The sequence below is a fragment of the Streptomyces sp. NBC_00203 genome (assembly GCF_045206325.1).
Classification (GTDB): Bacteria; Actinomycetota; Actinomycetes; order Streptomycetales; family Streptomycetaceae; genus Streptomyces; species Streptomyces lutosisoli.
On the sequence record NZ_CP108126.1, the window covers coordinates 8,866,232 to 8,883,985 of the forward strand.

The following is a 17,754-nucleotide window of genomic DNA, read 5'->3' on the forward strand; positions in this document are numbered from 1 at the left end:
CTCGTTTCGGTCGTGCGGTGTGTGGATGGTGGTCCGGGCCGGGAGTGGGCCCGGACCCGGTTCAGGGCGGGACCGCTTCAGGACGGGACCGGCTCTGTTCGGGCGCGGGACTTCTCCAGCCCGCGCACCAAGGGCGGACCGGCCAGTCCGAGCAGGACGAACAGCGCCGCCAGGACCACCCAGCCGGTCACCGCGGCGCCGACGATCAGCGAGGTCATCAGCCACGGCCCGGCGAACTGCTGGAGCCCGCGTCCCAGGGAGAAGACCGCCTGGTACTCGCCCTGCCGGCCGGGCGGGGCGAGCCCGAAGGACAGTCCCCAGCCCGCCGACGCCTGGTACAGCTCACCCAGGACGAGGACCAGTGCGCCGCCCAGCAGAGCCGCGCTGTCCAGCAGCGTGCCATGTCCCGCGCTGAGCGCGAAGACCAGGCAGGACGCCCCCAGCGACCAGCCCGCCCAGCGCAGCATACGTGCCGCTCCCGCGGGGGTCTGCGCGCCCCTGCTGACCCTGACCTGGAACAGCAGCACCAGCACGGTGTCGAGGATCAGCAGGCCCGACACGGTGAGGGCGGGTGCGTCGGTGCTGGTCACGATCCACAGGGGCAGTCCGACGGTCAGCAGCGGGTGGTAGAGCTCCAGCGCCCCGCACACCAGGGCGATCGCCACATAGCGGGTGTCCCGCAGCGCCGAGCTGCGCAGCACACCCGTGCTCTCCCCGCCGTCCGTCCGCTCCTCGCCGACCTGCTCCGGGTCCGCGGCTTCTCGCGCGCGTCGCCGCATCCCCGACAGCACGGCGACGGAGACCAGTTGGAGTGCCGCGTTGGTGAGGACGGTGGCGTACAGCGCGGCCGAGGTGCCGACCGCGATGGCGGCCCCGGCCAGCGCTGCACCGCCCAGAAAGCCCAGATTGAACAAGCTGCGCATCTGCGCGCTGACCCGGACGCGCTCCTCCCCGCCCACCAAGGCGTGGGTGAGCGACGCCTGGAGCGCGCCCGCGGAGGTCTCCAGCACGGCGATGGCGCAGGCCACCGCGAGGAATCCGGCGAAACCGTCCACCATGCAGTACGCGGTGAAGCCCGCCGAGGCGAGAAGGAAGTTGGCCGTCAGCACCCGGCCCGCACCGAGCCGGTCGGCGAGCCTGCCGATCGGTACGGTGCAGACCAGGCCGCACAGACCGGCGACGGACAGGGCGAGACCCACCCGCTGGGCGGGGATGCCGATGGTCCGGGTGAAGAACACCGCGCTGGAGGTGAGGAACACCCCGAGCCCCAGGGACTGGATGAGCGTGAGCACGCCGAGCCGGCGCGCGTTCCCGGCGGCGGGGAGGGTCTCGCGGAGCCAGGCGCGCAGCGCGGGACCCGGTCCGCGGGTGTCAGCCATGCGGCTGATCCGACGGGAGTCGCCCGTCCCCGCCCTCGATGGGCTCGGTCCGCAGGCCATAGCGTTCCATCACCGTCCGCACGGCACGTCGGACACCGTCGGCGGTCTCCCCCCGGAACCGGAAGATCCCGGTGCCTACGTCGTAACTGCCGGGGCCGGTCATGACGTGCCCGACCGGCGGCAGTTCCTCGTGGTAGACCTCCGGGACGACGTCCCGAAGCGAGGCGCGGTGCGTCACCCGGCTGGGCAGCTGCCCGGGCGTCGGGTAGATGAGCCATCCTCCGCCGGAGGCGGGCGCACCGGTGTCCCGCCACAGCGGGGGCAGGCCGATCGCCGCCCGGAACGCCTCGGCGAACAGGTCGATGCCGTAGAGGTCGACATGGAGGAACGGCACTTGGGCGCCGCCCGGCCGCAGTCCGACCTCCAGGAACACCAGCTCGCCGCCCGGGCGCCGGATCACCTCCAGGTGAAAGGCGCCGTCGCGCAGCCCAAGGGCCGTGAGGCAGCTTCCGGCGAAGGTGGTGAGCCCGGTCCGCTCCGGCCCTTCGTCGAGCAGCACCGACCCGAGGGGGCGGCCGTGCGCGTAGTCCAGGCAGGTGTTGACGTACTGGGAGGCGCTGACGAAGTGGAAGGAACCGGAGCGGTACACGCCGTCGACATGGAAGATGTCGCCCTCGACATACTCCTCGCACTCGTACGCGCTGGGGTCGACGCCGCTCAGCGCCAGCTCCAGTTCCGCCGTGCTTCTGACAACGGTGACGCCCTCGGAGCCCGCCGAGGCCCGTGGCTTGAGGACCAGGGGCAGACCGCCGAGTGCCCCGGCCACCTCCTCGGCCCGCGAGCCGTCGTCCAGTGCGCAGAACCTCGGAACCCGCAGCCCGGCGTCGCCCACGGCCCGCTTCATGGCGGGCTTGTCCTTGAACCGCCGGACCAGATCCAGGCCGTACCCGCCGGTGACACCGAGGTCAGCCGAGAGCCGGGCGGCGGTGAGGATGTCGTACTCGGACTGACCGAAGACGGCGTCGGGGGTTCCGTGCCGGCCCGCGATCTCGCGTACGACGGGCAGGACGTCGTCGTACGCGAGGCTGTCGAGCACCCGGATCTCGGTGGCGCCGTCCTGGTCGAGCGCGGGCAGGCCGCCGGGCGTGGTGAGGTACACCGTCCGGCACGGCGTGCCGTCGAGGAAGCGGTGGTATTCGCCGAACTCGTCGCCGGAGCGGTTGAGTACGACGTACAGCGGAGTGCTGCCGATGGTGTGCGCGGGTGTGGTGCCGATGGTCATGCGCCCGCCCCCGGTCGCATCGAGTCCGGCAGACAGGCGTCGAGGTCGGCGGCCTCGACCCGCCCGAAGGCGGGGGCGGCCAGCTGCCGGTCGGCCGGTGTCGGGGCGAGGAAGGCGGTCGCGCGGGGCTCGCCGGTGCCGCCGAGGGCCTGCCAGATCTGTTCGGCGAGGTCCGGCATCACGGGGAACGCGAGCAGCGACAGGCCCTTGAGCCACCAGTAGGCGCCGTCGTCGGCCGCGTGGGCCACCGATTCGTCGGCGCACCAGCGGTCCAGGGCCGCGACCGCACGCCGCGTGTCGACGCGGGTGGCGTCCAGGGCCGCCGACTGCTCGGCGAGCAGTGACTCCAGAAGCTCGGCCACGGCCGGTGCCGGAGCGTGCGGCGGTCCGTCGGTCAGCCCGGTCCAGGCGGCCTCGATCCGCTTGCCGAGGTCGTCGGCGAGCGTGGCGTTGGCCGTCGTGAGGAAGTCGGCCGTCTCGAAACTCGCCGGCCCGGACTCCAGATCGGCACGGGCGAGGAAGTACCGCACCGCGTCGGCGCTGATCGCGGGCGACGCCGCGACGTCCGCGGCCCAGATCGCGTGGCGGGCGCTGGTGGAGAACTTGCGTCCGGCCAGTTGGTAGAAGTGGTTGATCAGACACCGGTCGTACGGCTTCATGTCGCCGTGCAGCAGGCTGGTGCCGACGATGGAGACCAGCGTGGGGATCACGTTGTCGATGCCCAGCGTGGTGATCGTGGTGACGCCGGAGTCCGGGTCGAAGGCGTTCACGCCGGTACCGGACAGCTGCCCGTGGACCGCGCCGGCGAGCCGGGCGAACATGAAGATCCCGGCGTACGGGAACAGGGCATGCGGTACGTCCGGCTCCGGTGCGGGCAGCGGCACTCCCCACTTCTGCGGGGCGCTGAGCCGTACGGTCAGACCGTCCCGCTCCAGGAACCGCGCCACGGTCTGCCGGTAGCGGTCGGCGATCCCCAGCTCGGCGAGAGTGGCGTCGAGTACGTCGCGCTCCGGCACCCGGAGAAAGAGGCTGGATATCTCCCGCCAGGTCAGCGGGCCTTCGTCGAGGAGGGGACGCGGGTCGACGACCGACTCGGGCAGGAAGTGCGCGCTGCACTCCTCGCAGAAGTAACTGGCGACCCCCGCACCGCACTCGGGACAGCGGCCGAGCAGCCAGCCGCCCACAACCCAGCGGCCCGACGCGTCGCAGTAGGGCACGCGTTCCTTCCGGGTCAGCACCGCGCCCCGGTCCTTCAGGCGCGCGATCGACCCGGCCACCTCGTCCTCGAACAGGTCGCGCCACGGCTCCTGGTCCGGGCTGATGAAGGCGTCGACGCCGATGCGCAGGGCGGCCAGGTCGTCCTGGATCCGCCGGCCGTAGCGGGCCGCGACCTCACCGGGTGCCGATCCTTCGGCGTGTGCCTTGAGCGTGACGTACGACTCGTACACATCGCTTCCGGTGATCACGAGCGGCAGGTCGCCGCGGACGCGCAGATGCCGGGCGATCATGTCGGACCACAGGAAGGGGCCGCCGATGTGTCCCAGGTGCAGGGGCCCGTTCGGTGTGGCCTCGGGCGGCACAAGAAGGTAGTGCTTCGGGACGTACGCGTCCCCCGTCAGCAGCAGACTCATGACCGCGAACTCCCGTAGAGCAGATTCAGTGCGTCCTCGGCCATGGCCGGAGCGAGTCGGTAGCCGGAGCCCGATCCGCCGATCGCCATCACCACGTCGTCGTCATCGACCGTGTCCACGACGGGCAGATGGCCCGGAGTGAAGCAGTCGCTGAAGACCCGTCCACCGAGCAGGTGCGGCAGGAATCCCGGGACGTGCCGTTCCAGCAGGGCACGAGCGAGCGACCGGTCCCGGGCATCGATGGCCAGCGGCTCGTCCGGGCCGCGGTCCCAGTCGGGCGAGGTGACGCTGAAGATCCAGTGGCCGCCCGGGTGGTGGGGCAACAGGAACGCGTCCGCGTCCTCGAAGACCAGCGCCGGCGCGTGCAGCGGGGGCGGCGACATGATGTGGAACGCCACCACCTTCTTCACCCGGGCGCCCCGGTCGCGGGCCGCCCGGGCCACGGGACCGTCGAGCGCCCACGGTCCGGGCGCGACGACCGCCTTGTCCGCCGTGACACGGCTCCCGTCGGCGGCGACCAGCTCGATGTGTCCGCCCGCTCGGCGTACGTCCGTGACCCGGAAGCCCTCCAGGAGGGCGCTGCCGGGACGGCTCACCACCCCGTCGAGCAGCTGATCGGCCAGCGCCTGTGCACGGCCTACGGTCATGGGGGCGGACGCCCGCAGCACCTCGTCGTCGCCGTGGGCGAGCCCGGGGAACGTCTCGGTGAGCAGCTGCCGCCCGTCCCGGTCCACGGCGGAAGTCCGCCCGCCGTCGGCCATGCTCGTGTGGAGCGCCGCCGCGGTGGCGCGGCCCACCACCCAGTAGGTGTCCACCGGTTCGCGCTGTACGTCGGGCAGTTCGGCGGCGAGTTCGGCGAACAGCGCGGTGCTGCGGGCGGCCAGGGCACGCTGCGCGGCGCTGTGCCCGGTGGGCGTGTCGAAACCGGCCGACAGACGGGTGGCCCCCGTCCCCCGTGCGGCGTGGGTGAGGACGAGAACGCGCAGGCCGGGGTTCCGGCGTACGGCGTAGTGGGCGCTCAGGGCGCCCACGATGCCACTGCCGACGACGGCCAGGTCGTAGTGGGGAACCGCGGTGTTCGGGTCAGGCATCGGGCGCCGACCACCAGAAGGAGAAGATGACCAGTTCCTCGCCCCGGTCGGCGAACACCTCGTGGACCGACTGCGAGGGAAAACCGACCACCGAGCCGGGGGCGACGGACGACCGCTCCCCGTCCACCATCAGGGTGCCGGAGCCGGCCTGGACCACCCAGATCTCCCGCACCGCGTGCTGGTCGGGGGAGCTGGTTCCCCCGGGCGGCACGGTGAAGCGGGCCATCTTGAACGGCACCGACGAGAAGCACGAGCGCGCGAAGTCCGCCTCGGCGACGGTGACTCCGTCCGGCTCGACCTCGGTGGGCAGGAAGGGCAGCAGAGCCCGGTATGCCTCGGCCGGTTGCTGATGGACCGTCATACCGCGTACCTCGTCTCACCGAGCATGCTGTTCAGGATCACCGCGCTGCGCCACGCGAGCAGGCTCAGATTGGGATCGGCGACTCCCCAGGAGTGCCGCGCGCCGTTCTGGAGGTAGATCCGGTTCTCCGAGGGCCCGTCCCAGGCCAGGGAGAAGTCGTCACGGACGTCGAGGAGCCCGTCGGTGCGCCGCAGCCGGGGGGCCAGGGATGCCATGAACTCGGGCAGCTCATAGGCGTATCCGGTGCACAGGATGACGATGTCCGCGGCGAGTGCGGCGGGGGCGTCGAGGCCAGAGGAGTCCGTGAAGTCCGTGAACAGCTTCCACTCGTCGGGGCCGCCTTCGAGAGCGGTCACCGTGCAGTCCGGCAGGAAGCGCAGCCTGCCGGGGGCGTTCTCGATGAACTCGTCGCGATAGCTCAACCGGTAGATGTCCTGGAGGACTTGGAGGTCGATGCCGTCACTGGTGTACTTCTGCCGCTCCAGCAGCCGGGCCTTGTGGTCCGCGGGCAACCCGTGGAAGTGGCGGACGTACTCGGGGCTGTAGAGGTCGTTGGCGAACGGCGAGTCGTCCATGGGCAGGAAGGACTGGCGCCTGCTGGCCCAAGTGACGCTGTGTGCCGAGCCGTTGGTCGCGAGGTGGCGGACGATCTCCGCCCCGCTCTGGCCGCCGCCCACCACGACGACGCGGCGGCCGGAGACGTCCGGGGCGCGCAGCAGGAACTCCCCGGAATGAAAGACCGTCGGCCCGAGGAAGGGGCGGAACGGCTCGGGGACGCTCGGGGTGAGGCCGGTGCCGAGCACGAGGTGACGTGCCGTCACTTCGCTCTCGTCCGTGCGTACATGGAACGCCCCGTCGTGGAAGTCCACGGTCCGCACCTCGGCGCCGAAGGTCAGATTCGGCAGCTGTCCGGCGACCCACTGGAGGTACTGGTTGAACTCCGTGCGCAGGACGGCCGGGAAGTCCGCCGCGAGGAACCGGTAGAGACGTCCGGTCGTGGACAGGAACGACAGGAAGGAGAACGGGCTGGTGGGGTCGACGAGGGTCACCAGGTCCTTGAGCAGCGAGACCTGCAAAGTGGCCTCGGGCAGCAGCAGACCGGGGTGCCAGGAGAAACTCTCCCGGCGTTCCAGGCAGGCGCCGCGCAGCCCGTCGATCCGGTGGGCGAGGGCGGCCAGGCTCATGTTGGCGGGCCCGACGCCGACGGCGGCGTAGTCGAGTATGTGATCGCTCACGGTGCGCGTCCCGGGGTCAGACGGCGACGACGGCGTCGCCGAGGGCCTGCCAGCGGTCGAGCGCGCCCTGCGGCGAGTCCGCGGTGAACAGGGCGTGACCGAGGCGCGAGCGGCAGTCCTCGACACCGGGGATGAGCTCGCCGGGCGCGAAGTACACGGAGGTCTCCGTCACTTCGGGCAGCGCCGCCATGTCCTGCCAGCCCGTCAGTTCACGGTAGGAGGACCGGCCCTCGGCGGAGAAGAAGCGGATGCCGGCGCTCTTCGCCTGCGGGTCGGCGAAGGCCCCGGCCTCGTCGAGGTCCAGTCCCAGGGAGGTGGCGATCGCCACCTTGGGCAGGCTGACACCGGTGACGAGCCGCAGAAGTTCCACGATCCGGTCGCCGGGCAGGCGCGCGCCGATCTCGATGAGGACAGGCCCCTCGGCGGTCAGCCGCAGCTCGCAGTGGAACGGGCCGCTGGTCAGATGTACGGCGCGGACGACGTCGACGACATACGCCTCGACGGCCTCCAGGATGCCGGAGTCGACCTGGGCCGGGGTGAGATGGCCCATCTCCACGAAGTCGGGCTCGGGGCCGAGGAGCGTGCGGGTGAGAGCCACCAGGGTCACCTCACCGCTGTCCAGGACATAGCCGTCGGCGCTGAACTCGGGGCCCGCGACGTACTCCTCGACGAGCACGCGGTGTTCGTGCAACTGGCCCATGTCCGGGACAGGGTCGGTGACCAGACGCTGGAAGGCGGCGGCGAGCTGGTCCATGTCGTCGGCCCGGCTGACATGGATGCTGCCGGAGCAGGCCACCGGCTTCAGCACACAGGGAAAGCCGACGTGGGCGGCCGCGGCGCGCAACTCCTCGTCGGAGGTGGCCTGGGCGAAGCGCGGTGTGCGCAGGCCCGCTTCGGCCACCGCGGCCCGCATGACGCTCTTGTCGCGGACACGGTCGACCGTCTCCACGGGCAGGCCCGGCAGGCCGAGCGCGGCGGCGACGCGAGCGGTCGCCGAGACATAGATGTCGGACCCGGCCAGGACCGCCTCGAAGGGCTCCTGGTCGTGCAGTTCGCGGACCGCGGCTTCCAGCGCCGCCTGGTCGTTGGTCTCCACCGTCAGCACCGTCTCGGCCGCGCCGCGCACGGCGTCGGAGAGCCGGCGGTCGCCCGTGTCGGCGGAAGCCACCACGACCCGCAGCCCCATCTCGGCCGCGACACCGATCAGGGTGGCGCCTCCGGAAGAAGCGGGTTCGACCACGACGATGCGCGCAGGCTGAAGGGGATCTATGCGTGACAAGGCGAATTCTCTCGGGTCAGAGGAGGGCCGGGCCGGCCTTGTGGGCTGTACGGGCCCGGCGAACCGTTTGTTCTCCGGCGGGGCGGACATCGGAGGCGTTCGTGTGTCGCGCCGTGATCTTTCTATCCGGGGAGCTTGATCGCGGTCAATGCCTGACGGGAAGAATGTCTGCCAATTGGCGTGTGAGCCGCATAACCTCCTGCATCTGGTTGGATTTTTGAATGTTCTGGGCCGTGCAGCCGCCCTTGCAGGATCGCGGCGCCACGCTTTCGGGGCGGCACGCTTCGGGCGGATGTGCCGCGAAGACGCAAGTGCCATAGTCGGGACCGATGTTGATCACTCCGCACAGCGAGGTGGCAGGCATGTTCACGACTCGACCGACGCTCCAGGGCTTCCGGTGCGCGGCTCTCGGCGGGGCAGGCGCCGAGGAAGCGGCGTGAAAGCAATCCCCGCGGGGCCGATGCCCCCTGCCCCCTGCCTGAACACACCATGGGGCAGCTGAGCAACAACGTGAGCCTCAACGAGCCGATGCACATCTGTGGCGGGTCGTTCCGCCACAACTGCCCCGACACCTCCACGACCCGGCGGCACATGCACGCGTACAAACCCCGGCGACCCGGAGTTGGGGCAGCAGTTCGATCTCCCTGCTCTCCAGCTTCGGGTCGACGCCGGTGTTCAACGCTCGTTACGGATGCGTGGCCAGCGGATCGAGGAACGTCAGTACGGAGGCGTCCTCCTCGATCAGCGGGGTGAGGGCGGCGTTGAACGGGGCACCGTACGGGGCGTCCAGGTGTGTCTTGAAGGCGTCCTCGTCCCGGTAGACCTCGAAGATCCAGTAGGCGCGCGGGTTTGCCGCCCTGGTGTAGACGTCGAAGGTCAGGTTGCCTTCCTCTTCGCACACCTTCAGGGCGTAGTCCCGGATCAGGCGGGCGACCTCGTCCTCCGTTCCCTCTCGGGCGGTGAACTCGGCGAGCAGGGTCTTCTTCACGGTGTCGTGTCCTTGTCAGTGGGTGGAGTCGAGGTGCCGGACGACGGCCTTGTCCAGGTTCACCGAGCCGATCTCTCGCATGCAGGCAAGCCGGGCTCCCTGTGCCGACCGACAGACCGTCAGGCATCGCCGGCGGTCGCGAACTGCGCCAACTGGTCCTGCCATGGCGGGTTGGGGCCGGCAACCGAGCAGGTCAGGGCCGCGACCTGCGCGGCGAACAAGCAGGCTGCCTCGACATCGCCGAGACGCAGGTCCGTCAGCCTGCCGCCGAGGAGTCCGCGGGTACCGAGGTGGTGCAGTAGTCCCGCGGTGAAAGAGTCCCCTGCACCGACCGTGTCGACGACCGGCGTCGCCACCGCGGGCACCTGCACCCGCTCCCCGTCGAGTGAGGCCAGGGCGCCGTCGGCACCCCGCGTGATCACGACGAGCCGCGCACCGGCAGCGTGCCAGACGTCGCACGCCTTCTCGGGCGGCGTTCCGGGCAGGAGGAGTTCCAGGTCGTCCTCGCTCAGCCGCAGTACGTCCGCGAGGGCGCACCAGTGCGCCAGCCGGGCGCGGTAGACCTCGGGGTGCACCAGGAGCGGGCGGACGTTGGGGTCGATGCTGATCGTGGCCCGAGGCGCGGCGGCAGCCAGGAAGTCCTCCACCACGGCCGCCCCGGGCTCCTTGACCAGGGCCAGCGAGCCGGTGTGCATACAGGCGGTGTCGGCCAGGTCCACCTCGGCCAGTTCCTCGCCCGTCCACTGCCAGTCGGCGGTGGCCTGCGCATGGAAGGAGAACGCAGCCCGACCCTCGACATCCAGTTCGGCGACAGCCAGCGTGCTGGGCTCGGCGGCCGCGACGGCGTACGACAGGTCCACGCCGGACGCCTCGAGACGGGCCCGGAACAGGCGGCCGAACACATCGCCGGACAGGCGTGCGAGGAAGCGGGCCGGGGTGCCCAGCCTGGCCAGGGCGACCGCCGTGTTCGCGGGTCCGCCGCCGGGCAGTACCCGCAGGGCGAGCTCATCCGGGACGCTTGCGGGTTCGGTGAAGGCGTCCGCGACGCACTCTCCCAGGACGGTGATCTGACGCGGACTCATGGGCTGCTCTTCTCTCGGAATGCGCTGGCAAAACGGGCACGTCCCGGGCAGTCGCAGAACGGCTTCGGGCGGACGACGGTCGCGGGCGTTGCCGATTTGTGACGGGTGCAAGGCATTGACGTTGCCGGGGACCGGAGTCCATCATCCTCGCCAAGCAGTGTCAACGATGACATAAGTCAACGATGACACCGAGGGACGGCATGCCCCGATGCCGGCCGTTCGCCCGCGATCCCGCAGGAGTCGTTCATGTCACGCATCTCTCGTCTGCCCTCCTCCTTGATCAGAGCCGCTGCCTGCACGGGTGTCGCAACCCTCGCCCTGACCGCCTGTGGATCCGGATCCGGATCGGGCACTGCGAGCACCGGCTCGGGCAGCGTCAAGGTCGGTCTGATCACCAAGACCGACACCAACCCGTTCTTCGTGAAGATGAAGGAGGGCGCGGAGAAGGCCGCCAAGGAGAACGGTGCCCAACTGTCCACCGCGGCAGGCAAGTTCGACGGGGACAACGCCGGTCAGGTCACGGCCATCGAGAACATGGTCGCCGCCGGCGTGAAGGGCATCCTGATCACCCCGAGCGACTCCAAGGCGATCGTGCCCGCGATCCAGAAGGCCCGCGCCAAGGGTGTCCTGGTCATCGCCCTGGACACCCCGACCGAGCCGGAGAGCGCGGTCGACGCCCTCTTCGCCACCGACAACCTCAAGGCCGGCCAGCTGATCGGCGAGTACGCCAAGGCCGCCATGAAGGGCAAGACGGCGAAGATAGCTGCTCTCGACCTGGCGCCGGGCGTCTCTGTCGGAGTCCAGCGGCACAACGGTTTCCTGAAGGGCTTCGGCGCCACCGACAAGGACGTCGTGTGTGCCCAGGACACGGGTGGTGACCAGGCCAAGGGCCAGACCGCAATGGAGAACTGCCTGCAGAAGGCGCCCGACATCAACGTCGTCTACACCATCAACGAACCGGCGGCCCTGGGTGCGTACACCGCGCTGAAGGCCAAGGGCCGGGAGAAGGACGTCCTGATCGTCTCGGTCGACGGCGGCTGCACCGGCACCCAGGCCGTCAAGGACGGCAAGATCGCCGCGACTTCGCAACAGTACCCGCTGAAGATGGCCGCCGAGGGCGTCAAGGCCGTCGTGACGTACGCCAAGGACGGCAAGAAGGCGTCCGGTTACACCGACACCGGCGTCACCCTGATCACCGACAAGGCGCAGGACGGGGTCACGTCGAAGGACACCGCCTACGGCCTGGACAACTGCTGGGGCTGAGCCGTTCACCCGCCCCTGGCCGCCATTTCCAAACCCCTCAGCGGGGCGGCCGGCCCCACCTCCCCGACCGGGGACGGCCGCCCCCTTGTCCTCCCACCGGGACTTCTGTCTTCCGACAAGGACTTCGCATGACAGCCACGACCACGCCGTACGCCGAGCTCAAAGCGCCGACCACGGCCCGCAGACTGCTCACGGCACCGACCACCGGCCCTCTGGTCGCCCTCCTTCTCGCCTGCGCCTTCTTCGGCCTCTCGACCGACCAGTTCCTCACCGGCGGGAACTTCTCGCTGATCGTGCAGCAGGTCATGGTCGTCGGCACGCTCGCCATCGGGCAGACACTGATCATCCTCACCGCGGGCATCGACCTGTCGTGCGGTGCCGTGATGGCGTTCGGCAGCATCGTGATCGCCAAGATGGCCGCCGAGGGAACCCTGTCCCCGCTCCTCGCCATCGCGCTGGGCATAGCCGTCTGCGGCGGATTCGGGCTGCTCAACGGGCTGTTGGTGCAGAAGATCCCGCTGCCGCCGTTCATCGTGACCCTCGGCATGCTCAACGTGGCGTTCGCGCTGACCCACATCTACTCCGAGGAGCAGACGGTCACCAGCCTGCCCGGCCCGCTGACGGCCCTCGGGCAGACCTTCCCGCTCGGCCACACGGACATCACCTACGGCTCCCTGGTCACCATCGCCCTGTTCCTGCTGCTCGCCTACGCGCTGAGCAACACCGGCTGGGGCCGGCACGTCTACGCCCTGGGCAACAGCCAGGAAGCGGCGCGGCTGAACGGCATCCGCACCTCGCGACTGACCATCGGCATCTACACCGTGGCGGGTCTGCTGTACGGCATCGCCGCCCTGCTGCTCATCTCCCGTACCGGAGTCGGCGACCCGCAGGCCGGGCAGACCGACAACCTCGACAGCATCACCGCCGTGGTCCTCGGCGGCACCAGCCTGTTCGGCGGACGCGGATCGGTGCTGGGCACCTTCATCGGCGTCCTCATCGTCGGCGTCTTCCGCAACGGCCTCCAACTGATGGGCGTCGCCTCCATCTACCAGACCCTGATCACCGGCGTCCTGGTGATCCTCGCGGTGACCGTCGACCAGATCTCCCGGAAGAAGGCACGATGACCGCCACCACTTCCCCCACGCCCGTTCTGCAGGCCCGCGGTCTGGTCAAGCGCTACGGCCACGTCACCGCCATCGACGGCGCCGACTTCGACCTTCTCCCCGGCGAAGTCCTCGCCGTCATCGGCGACAACGGAGCGGGCAAGACCAGCCTGATCAAGGCACTCACCGGCGCAGTGGTCCCGGACGCGGGCGAGATACGCCTCAACGGGGAGCCCATCACCTTCTCCGGCCCGCAAAGCGCCCGCGCCCACGGCATCGAGACGGTCTATCAGGACCTCGCCGTGGCCGCCTCCATGGACATCGCCTCGAACATGTTCCTCGGGCGCGAGCTGCGCCGCCCCGGCGTCCTCGGCAGTGTTTTCCGCATGCTGGACAAGAAGCGCATGCGCCAGGAGGCCGCCGAGCACATGGCCGACCTGAAGATCGGCCTGCGCTCGCTGACGCAGTCGGTGGAGACGCTCTCCGGCGGACAGCGGCAGGCCGTGGCGGTCGCCCGTTCCGTCGCCTGGGCCCGCAGCGTCGTCGTCATGGACGAGCCCACCGCCGCGCTCGGTGTCAAAGAATCCGGTCAGGTCCTGGACCTCATCCGCCGAGTCCGCGACAAGGGCATGCCGGTCGTTCTGATCAGCCACAACATGCCCCACGTCTTTGAGATCGCCGACCGGATCCACGTCCACCGGCTGGGCCGGCGTGCCGCCCTCATCAACCCCTCCGACTACTCCATGGCCGAGGTCGTCGCCATCATGACCGGCGCGCTCAGCATCGACGAGGCCGGAGATACTGTCGTAGCGGATTCGGAGGCCGCGAAGGCCGCCGGAGTCCAGGCCACCTAACAGAACAACCCAGCTCTCGCAGTTTCCGGCCGAGGCCGCGGCCGGAACCGAGAGCCCACAGGAGACGGTTTCCTCCATGGCAGCGAACCGCCGCCCCACCCTGGCCGATGTCGCCCAAGAAGTCGGCGTCAGCGCCAAGACGGTCTCCCGAGTCCTCAACGAGGACGGACCTGCCTCCGCGCAGACCAGGGCACAGGTACTCGCCGCAGTGGCCAAGCTCGGCTTCCAGCCGAACCTCATGGCCCGCAACATCCGCGTCGGCGGCCCGGACACCACCATCGGCCTGGTCATCCCCGACCTCGCCAACCCCTTCTTCGGAGCCGTGGCCCGCGCCATCGAGGACACCGTCCGCGACCGAGGACTGACCTTGCTCATGGGTTCCTCCGCGGACGACCCCGATCGCGAACGTGCCCTGACGGACAAGTTCCTCGCCCGGCGCGTCAGCATTCTGATCGTCGTGCCGTCACTCGGCGCCGACCACTCCGACCTCAAGTCGCACCGTACGGCGGGGCTGCCCGTCGTCTTCCTCGACCGACCAGGAGTCGGCCTGTCCACGGACAGCATCGTCAGTTCCAACCGTGCGGGGGCCCAAGACGGGGTCGCCCACCTGATCGCCCACGGGCACCGACGTATCGGATTCGTCGGCGACCTGCCCGTCAAGCTGTACACCCGCCGCGAACGCCTCGCCGGATACCGCGCGGCCCTGAAAGAAGCCGACATCCCCTACGACCGCTCGCTTGTCGCCAGCGCACACGACCAGCAGGGGGCGGAGGCCGTGACCTCCCAACTCCTCGAACTGGCCGATCCCCCCACCGCCCTGTTTGCCGGAAACAACATCATGGCGTTCGGAATAGTCGCCGAACTCGCCCGCAGCAAGCGCAAGGACGTCGCTGTCGTCGCCTTCGACGACGTATCACTCGCCGAGGCACTGGAACCGGCCCTGACCGTCGTCGCCCAATGCCCCGAAGAAATCGGCCGCAGTGCGGCGGCCACCGCCCTGACCCGGCTCGACGGCGACCGTTCGCGGGCTCGCACCATCACTGTTCCCACCCAGCTGATCGTCCGAGGCTCGGGGGAGCAACCCGCGCCCAAGGCGTAGGCGGCAGGTGATCCAGCCGGGGGGCGAAGGCTTCCTCCCGCCTTGGGAGGGGGAGGCATCTGCGAGCTCCGGTGGCGCGGGAGTGAGAGCGTCCGATCGGTAGTCTGCTGCCTGATCAGGGCGATCGGAGCCGAGCTGAAACGCCCCAGATTCTCCCCACGGCGGATCCGGAGGACTGTCCGGACCGGCCTACGCACGCAAACACCGAGGTGAGAGATGTACTTCACCACTCGACCCACGCTTCAGGGCACCTTCGGCATGGTGTCCTCCACGCACTGGCTCGCCTCGCAGTCGGCGATGGCCGTCCTGGAGGGCGGCGGCAACGCGTACGACGCCGCCGTCGCCGCCGGTTTCGTCCTGCACGTCGTCGAGCCGCACCTCAACGGACCCGCGGGCGAGGTCCCGATCATCCTCGCCCCGGCGGGCGGCGACGTGCGGGTGCTGTGCGGGCAGGGTGTCGCGCCCGCAGGAGCGACGATCGACCACTACAAGGGACTCGGTTTGGATCTCGTACCCGGTACCGGGCCGCTCGCCGCCGCCGTACCGGGCGCGTTCGACGCCTGGATGCTCCTGCTGCGCGACCACGGAACCAAGTCGCTCGCCGACGTCCTCACGTACGCCATCGGGTACGCCGAGGACGGCCACGCGCCCGTGGAGCGCGTCGGCGAGACGGTCGAGACCGTGCGCGAGCTGTTCGAGACGGAGTGGACCTCGTCGGCGGAGGTGTATCTGCCGGGCGGGGGCAGGGCCCCGAGACCCGGCGAACTGTTCCGCAATCCCGCCCTCGCCGCGACCTGGCGGCGGCTGCTCGCCGAGGTCTCCGCGGAGACGGACCGGGTGGCTCAGATCGAGGCCGCGCGGAGGGTCTGGCGCTCCGGCTTCATCGCCGAGGCCCTGGTACGCCAGGCCGAGCGGCCCACCATGGACACCAGCGGCGAGCGCCACACCGGCACGCTGACGGCCGCCGACCTCGCCGACTGGTCCGCGACCTACGAGGCCCCGGCGACGTACGACTGGCGGGGCTGGACCCTGTGCAAGGCGGGCCCCTGGAGCCAGGGCCCGGTCCTCCTGCAGCAGCTGGCCCTGCTGCCGCCCGAGCTGCCGCGCTACGGCTCCGCCGACTACGTCCACCTCCTCGTCGAGGGCTGCAAGCTCGCCATGGCCGACCGCGAGGCCTGGTACGGGGACGCGGCCGAGGTGCCGCTCGACGAACTGCTGTCCGAGCCGTACAACGCCGCCCGGCGCGCCCTCGTCGGCGACAAGGCGTCGTACGAGCTGTGCCCCGGCAGCCCCGGAGGGCGCACCCCGCGGCTGAGCGGGCACGCGCGCGTGGTGGCGGACGGGGAGCCCGGCTTCGACGCGCTGGCGGTACCCGGCGCGGGCGAACCCACCGTGGCCCGGGCGGCCACGGAACCAGGGGTGGCACCGGACGGCGGAACCCGGGGCGACACCTGCCACCTCGACGTCGTCGACCGGTGGGGCAACATGGTCGCCGCCACCCCCAGCGGCGGCTGGCTGCAGTCCAACCCGGTCGTGCCCGAGCTGGGCTTCCCCCTCGGCACCCGGCTCCAGATGGCCTGGCTGGAGGAGGGACTGCCCAATTCCCTGACGCCGGGCCGCCGTCCGCGCACCACGCTGACCCCCTCGCTCGCGCTGCGCGACGGGGTGCCGGTCATGGCGTTCGGCACCCCGGGCGGCGACCAGCAGGACCAGTGGCAGACGCACTTCTTCCTGTCGGTCGCGCTCCGCTCCGAGGTGCGCGGCGGCCTCGACCTCCAGGGCGCGATCGACGCCCCGAACTGGCACAACGACAGCTTCCCCGGCTCCTTCTACCCGCGCGGCATGCGCCCGGGTAGCCTCACCGTCGAGTCCCGCATGGACGAGGCGGTCGTAGAGGAGCTGCGCCGCCGAGGCCATGACGTCCTGGTCGACGAGGCCTGGTCCGAGGGCCGGCTGTGCGCGGTCGCGCGGGACCCGCGGACGGGGGTGCTGTCGGCGGCGGCGAACCCGCGCGGGATGCAGGGGTACGCGGTCGGACGCTGATCACCGAACCCCCCGAATTCATCGCGATTCCATCCGGAGTGCACCGGGCGGGTGAGGATTGTCAGTGGCGCGTGCTGTCATGGAGCCATGATCGAAGACATCGAAACCATCGACGAGTTTCTCGCCCACCGCACGTCGGACGTCGAAGTAGCAGTACGCAAGGCGGCCGCCGCCGAGATCATGCCGCGCTTCAGGCAGCTCGCCGCGCACGAGATCGACCAGAAGTCCGGCCCGCACGACCTGGTGACGGACGCCGACCGCAAGGCCGAGGAGTACCTCACCGAGGCCCTCACCGCGCTGCTGCCCGGCTCGGTCGTCGTCGGTGAGGAGGCGGTGCACGCCGATCCGGCGACGTACGACGCGATCCGTGGCGCGGCGCCGGTCTGGATCGTCGACCCTGTCGACGGGACCAGGCAGTTTGTGCACGGCGACCCCGGATTCTGCACGCTGGTCGCGCTCGCGGTGGACGGCGTCGTGCGCGCCTCGTGGACGTTCGCTCCCGCGCGCGACGAGTTCGCCACCGCGATACGCGGCCGGGGCGCCGTGCTCGACGGCGTTCCCCTGCGCTCCGGCTCGCCCGAGCCCGGCCGCGACCTGGACATCGCCACGTCCCACCCGGACTACACCACGGACGAGCAGAAGCGCGCGCTCCTGGGCCTGCGCGTCGAGGGCGTCGCCCCGCGCGCGTGCGGCTCGGCCGGCCTGGAATATCTGGCCATCGCCCGCGGCGAGCTGGACGGCGTCGCCTTCTCCTGGGAGGCCGCCTGGGACCACGCCGCGGGTCTGCTGCTGGTCGAGGAGGCGGGCGGCGCGCATCTTACCCTCACGGGGGAGCCCTTCCGCATCACCGGGGGCAACGCGCTGCCGTTCACGGCGGCCCGGGACGAGGCCACGGCCCGCCGGGTGGTGGCGCTGCTGGCGGCCGGAGCCTGATCACCGAGCCCGGCGCGCCACCGGGCTCGACCCGCTACCCAGCCCGGCGGATCACCGGCCTCCCGCGTTCCCAACCGCCCGCGCCGCCAAGGCTGTCAGTCCTCCGGCATATCCTGATCCTCAGAGGCCAT

16 protein-coding genes are annotated in these 17,754 nt (G+C 70.6%); 6 read left to right on the plus strand and 10 right to left on the minus strand.

The window, feature by feature from the left end; translation table 11 throughout:
- Nucleotides 1–77: 77 nt before the first annotated feature.
- From OG975_RS39390 to OG975_RS39435, 10 genes are all read right to left on the minus strand, one after another.
- Nucleotides 78–1,379 (minus strand): MFS transporter, encoded by a 1,302-nt coding sequence (locus tag OG975_RS39390; RefSeq protein ID WP_406334284.1) that lies wholly within the window; start codon nt 1,377–1,379, stop codon nt 78–80.
- The gene (locus OG975_RS39395; RefSeq protein WP_406334286.1) at nt 1,372–2,661 is read right to left on the minus strand and encodes an acetyl-CoA carboxylase biotin carboxylase subunit family protein; all 1,290 of its coding nucleotides are present in this window, start codon (nt 2,659–2,661) and stop codon (nt 1,372–1,374) included. The genes OG975_RS39390 and OG975_RS39395 overlap by 8 nt, the downstream gene beginning before the upstream one ends.
- Nucleotides 2,658–4,292 carry a class I tRNA ligase family protein gene (locus OG975_RS39400; RefSeq protein WP_406334288.1) on the minus strand — a complete coding sequence of 545 codons (1,635 nt, stop codon included), beginning with the start codon at nt 4,290–4,292 and terminating at the stop codon, nt 2,658–2,660. Before OG975_RS39400 ends, OG975_RS39395 begins: the two co-directional genes overlap by 4 nt.
- Nucleotides 4,289–5,383 carry an NAD(P)/FAD-dependent oxidoreductase gene (locus tag OG975_RS39405; RefSeq protein WP_406334290.1) on the minus strand — a complete coding sequence of 365 codons (1,095 nt, stop codon included), beginning with the start codon at nt 5,381–5,383 and terminating at the stop codon, nt 4,289–4,291. Before OG975_RS39405 ends, OG975_RS39400 begins: the two co-directional genes overlap by 4 nt.
- Nucleotides 5,376–5,744 carry a cupin domain-containing protein gene (locus OG975_RS39410; RefSeq protein WP_406334292.1) on the minus strand — a complete coding sequence of 123 codons (369 nt, stop codon included), beginning with the start codon at nt 5,742–5,744 and terminating at the stop codon, nt 5,376–5,378. Before OG975_RS39410 ends, OG975_RS39405 begins: the two co-directional genes overlap by 8 nt.
- Nucleotides 5,741–6,979 carry a lysine N(6)-hydroxylase/L-ornithine N(5)-oxygenase family protein gene (locus tag OG975_RS39415; RefSeq protein WP_406334294.1) on the minus strand — a complete coding sequence of 413 codons (1,239 nt, stop codon included), beginning with the start codon at nt 6,977–6,979 and terminating at the stop codon, nt 5,741–5,743. Before OG975_RS39415 ends, OG975_RS39410 begins: the two co-directional genes overlap by 4 nt.
- Before the next feature lie 16 nt (nt 6,980–6,995).
- Nucleotides 6,996–8,258, minus strand: a complete 1,263-nt coding sequence (locus OG975_RS39420; protein WP_406334296.1) for an ATP-grasp domain-containing protein — start codon at nt 8,256–8,258, stop codon at nt 6,996–6,998.
- 145 nt (nt 8,259–8,403) lie between these two features.
- A complete protein-coding gene (locus OG975_RS39425) occupies nt 8,404–8,622 on the minus strand; it encodes a hypothetical protein (RefSeq protein WP_406334298.1) in 219 nt (72 codons plus the stop codon).
- A 321-nt stretch (nt 8,623–8,943) separates the two neighbouring features.
- Nucleotides 8,944–9,246 carry a putative quinol monooxygenase gene (locus OG975_RS39430; protein ID WP_406334300.1) on the minus strand — a complete coding sequence of 101 codons (303 nt, stop codon included), beginning with the start codon at nt 9,244–9,246 and terminating at the stop codon, nt 8,944–8,946.
- A gap of 119 nt (nt 9,247–9,365) precedes the next feature.
- Nucleotides 9,366–10,328: a carbohydrate kinase gene (locus tag OG975_RS39435; protein WP_406334302.1), complete on the minus strand. Its 963-nt coding sequence runs from the start codon at nt 10,326–10,328 to the stop codon at nt 9,366–9,368.
- 246 nt (nt 10,329–10,574) lie between these two features.
- On the opposite strand from OG975_RS39435, the gene OG975_RS39440 reads away from it, so the two are divergent.
- From OG975_RS39440 to OG975_RS39465, 6 genes are all read left to right on the plus strand, one after another.
- A complete protein-coding gene (locus OG975_RS39440) occupies nt 10,575–11,591 on the plus strand; it encodes a sugar ABC transporter substrate-binding protein (protein ID WP_406334304.1) in 1,017 nt (338 codons plus the stop codon).
- A 128-nt stretch (nt 11,592–11,719) separates the two neighbouring features.
- The gene (locus OG975_RS39445; protein ID WP_406334306.1) at nt 11,720–12,715 is read left to right on the plus strand and encodes an ABC transporter permease; all 996 of its coding nucleotides are present in this window, start codon (nt 11,720–11,722) and stop codon (nt 12,713–12,715) included.
- Nucleotides 12,712–13,548, plus strand: a complete 837-nt coding sequence (locus OG975_RS39450) for an ATP-binding cassette domain-containing protein (RefSeq protein WP_327433199.1) — start codon at nt 12,712–12,714, stop codon at nt 13,546–13,548. Before OG975_RS39445 ends, OG975_RS39450 begins: the two co-directional genes overlap by 4 nt.
- 76 nt (nt 13,549–13,624) lie before the next feature.
- Nucleotides 13,625–14,647, plus strand: a complete 1,023-nt coding sequence (locus tag OG975_RS39455; RefSeq protein WP_406334309.1) for a LacI family DNA-binding transcriptional regulator — start codon at nt 13,625–13,627, stop codon at nt 14,645–14,647.
- 216 nt (nt 14,648–14,863) lie between these two features.
- Nucleotides 14,864–16,690, plus strand: coding sequence for a gamma-glutamyltransferase family protein (locus tag OG975_RS39460; protein ID WP_406334311.1), 1,827 nt, complete (start codon nt 14,864–14,866; stop codon nt 16,688–16,690).
- Between the two features lie 87 nt (nt 16,691–16,777).
- The gene (locus tag OG975_RS39465) at nt 16,778–17,623 is read left to right on the plus strand and encodes an inositol monophosphatase family protein (protein WP_406334313.1); all 846 of its coding nucleotides are present in this window, start codon (nt 16,778–16,780) and stop codon (nt 17,621–17,623) included.
- Nucleotides 17,624–17,754 lie beyond the last annotated feature (131 nt).

Excerpts from the sequence above, each read along its gene's own strand:
- OG975_RS39390 (WP_406334284.1), bottom strand. The coding sequence starts at position 1,379 with ATGGCTGACACCCGCGGACCGGGTCCCGCGCTGCGCGCCTGGCTCCGC.
- OG975_RS39395 (WP_406334286.1), bottom strand. The coding sequence starts at position 2,661 with ATGACCATCGGCACCACACCCGCGCACACCATCGGCAGCACTCCGCTG.
- OG975_RS39400 (WP_406334288.1), bottom strand. The coding sequence starts at position 4,292 with ATGAGTCTGCTGCTGACGGGGGACGCGTACGTCCCGAAGCACTACCTT.
- OG975_RS39405 (WP_406334290.1), bottom strand. The coding sequence starts at position 5,383 with ATGCCTGACCCGAACACCGCGGTTCCCCACTACGACCTGGCCGTCGTC.
- OG975_RS39410 (WP_406334292.1), bottom strand. The coding sequence starts at position 5,744 with ATGACGGTCCATCAGCAACCGGCCGAGGCATACCGGGCTCTGCTGCCC.
- OG975_RS39425 (WP_406334298.1), bottom strand. The coding sequence starts at position 8,622 with ATGCCTGCCACCTCGCTGTGCGGAGTGATCAACATCGGTCCCGACTAT.
- OG975_RS39435 (WP_406334302.1), bottom strand. The coding sequence starts at position 10,328 with ATGAGTCCGCGTCAGATCACCGTCCTGGGAGAGTGCGTCGCGGACGCC.
- OG975_RS39440 (WP_406334304.1), top strand. The coding sequence starts at position 10,575 with ATGTCACGCATCTCTCGTCTGCCCTCCTCCTTGATCAGAGCCGCTGCC.
- OG975_RS39445 (WP_406334306.1), top strand. The coding sequence starts at position 11,720 with ATGACAGCCACGACCACGCCGTACGCCGAGCTCAAAGCGCCGACCACG.
- OG975_RS39450 (WP_327433199.1), top strand. The coding sequence starts at position 12,712 with ATGACCGCCACCACTTCCCCCACGCCCGTTCTGCAGGCCCGCGGTCTG.
- OG975_RS39455 (WP_406334309.1), top strand. The coding sequence starts at position 13,625 with ATGGCAGCGAACCGCCGCCCCACCCTGGCCGATGTCGCCCAAGAAGTC.
- OG975_RS39460 (WP_406334311.1), top strand. The coding sequence starts at position 14,864 with ATGTACTTCACCACTCGACCCACGCTTCAGGGCACCTTCGGCATGGTG.
- OG975_RS39465 (WP_406334313.1), top strand. The coding sequence starts at position 16,778 with ATGATCGAAGACATCGAAACCATCGACGAGTTTCTCGCCCACCGCACG.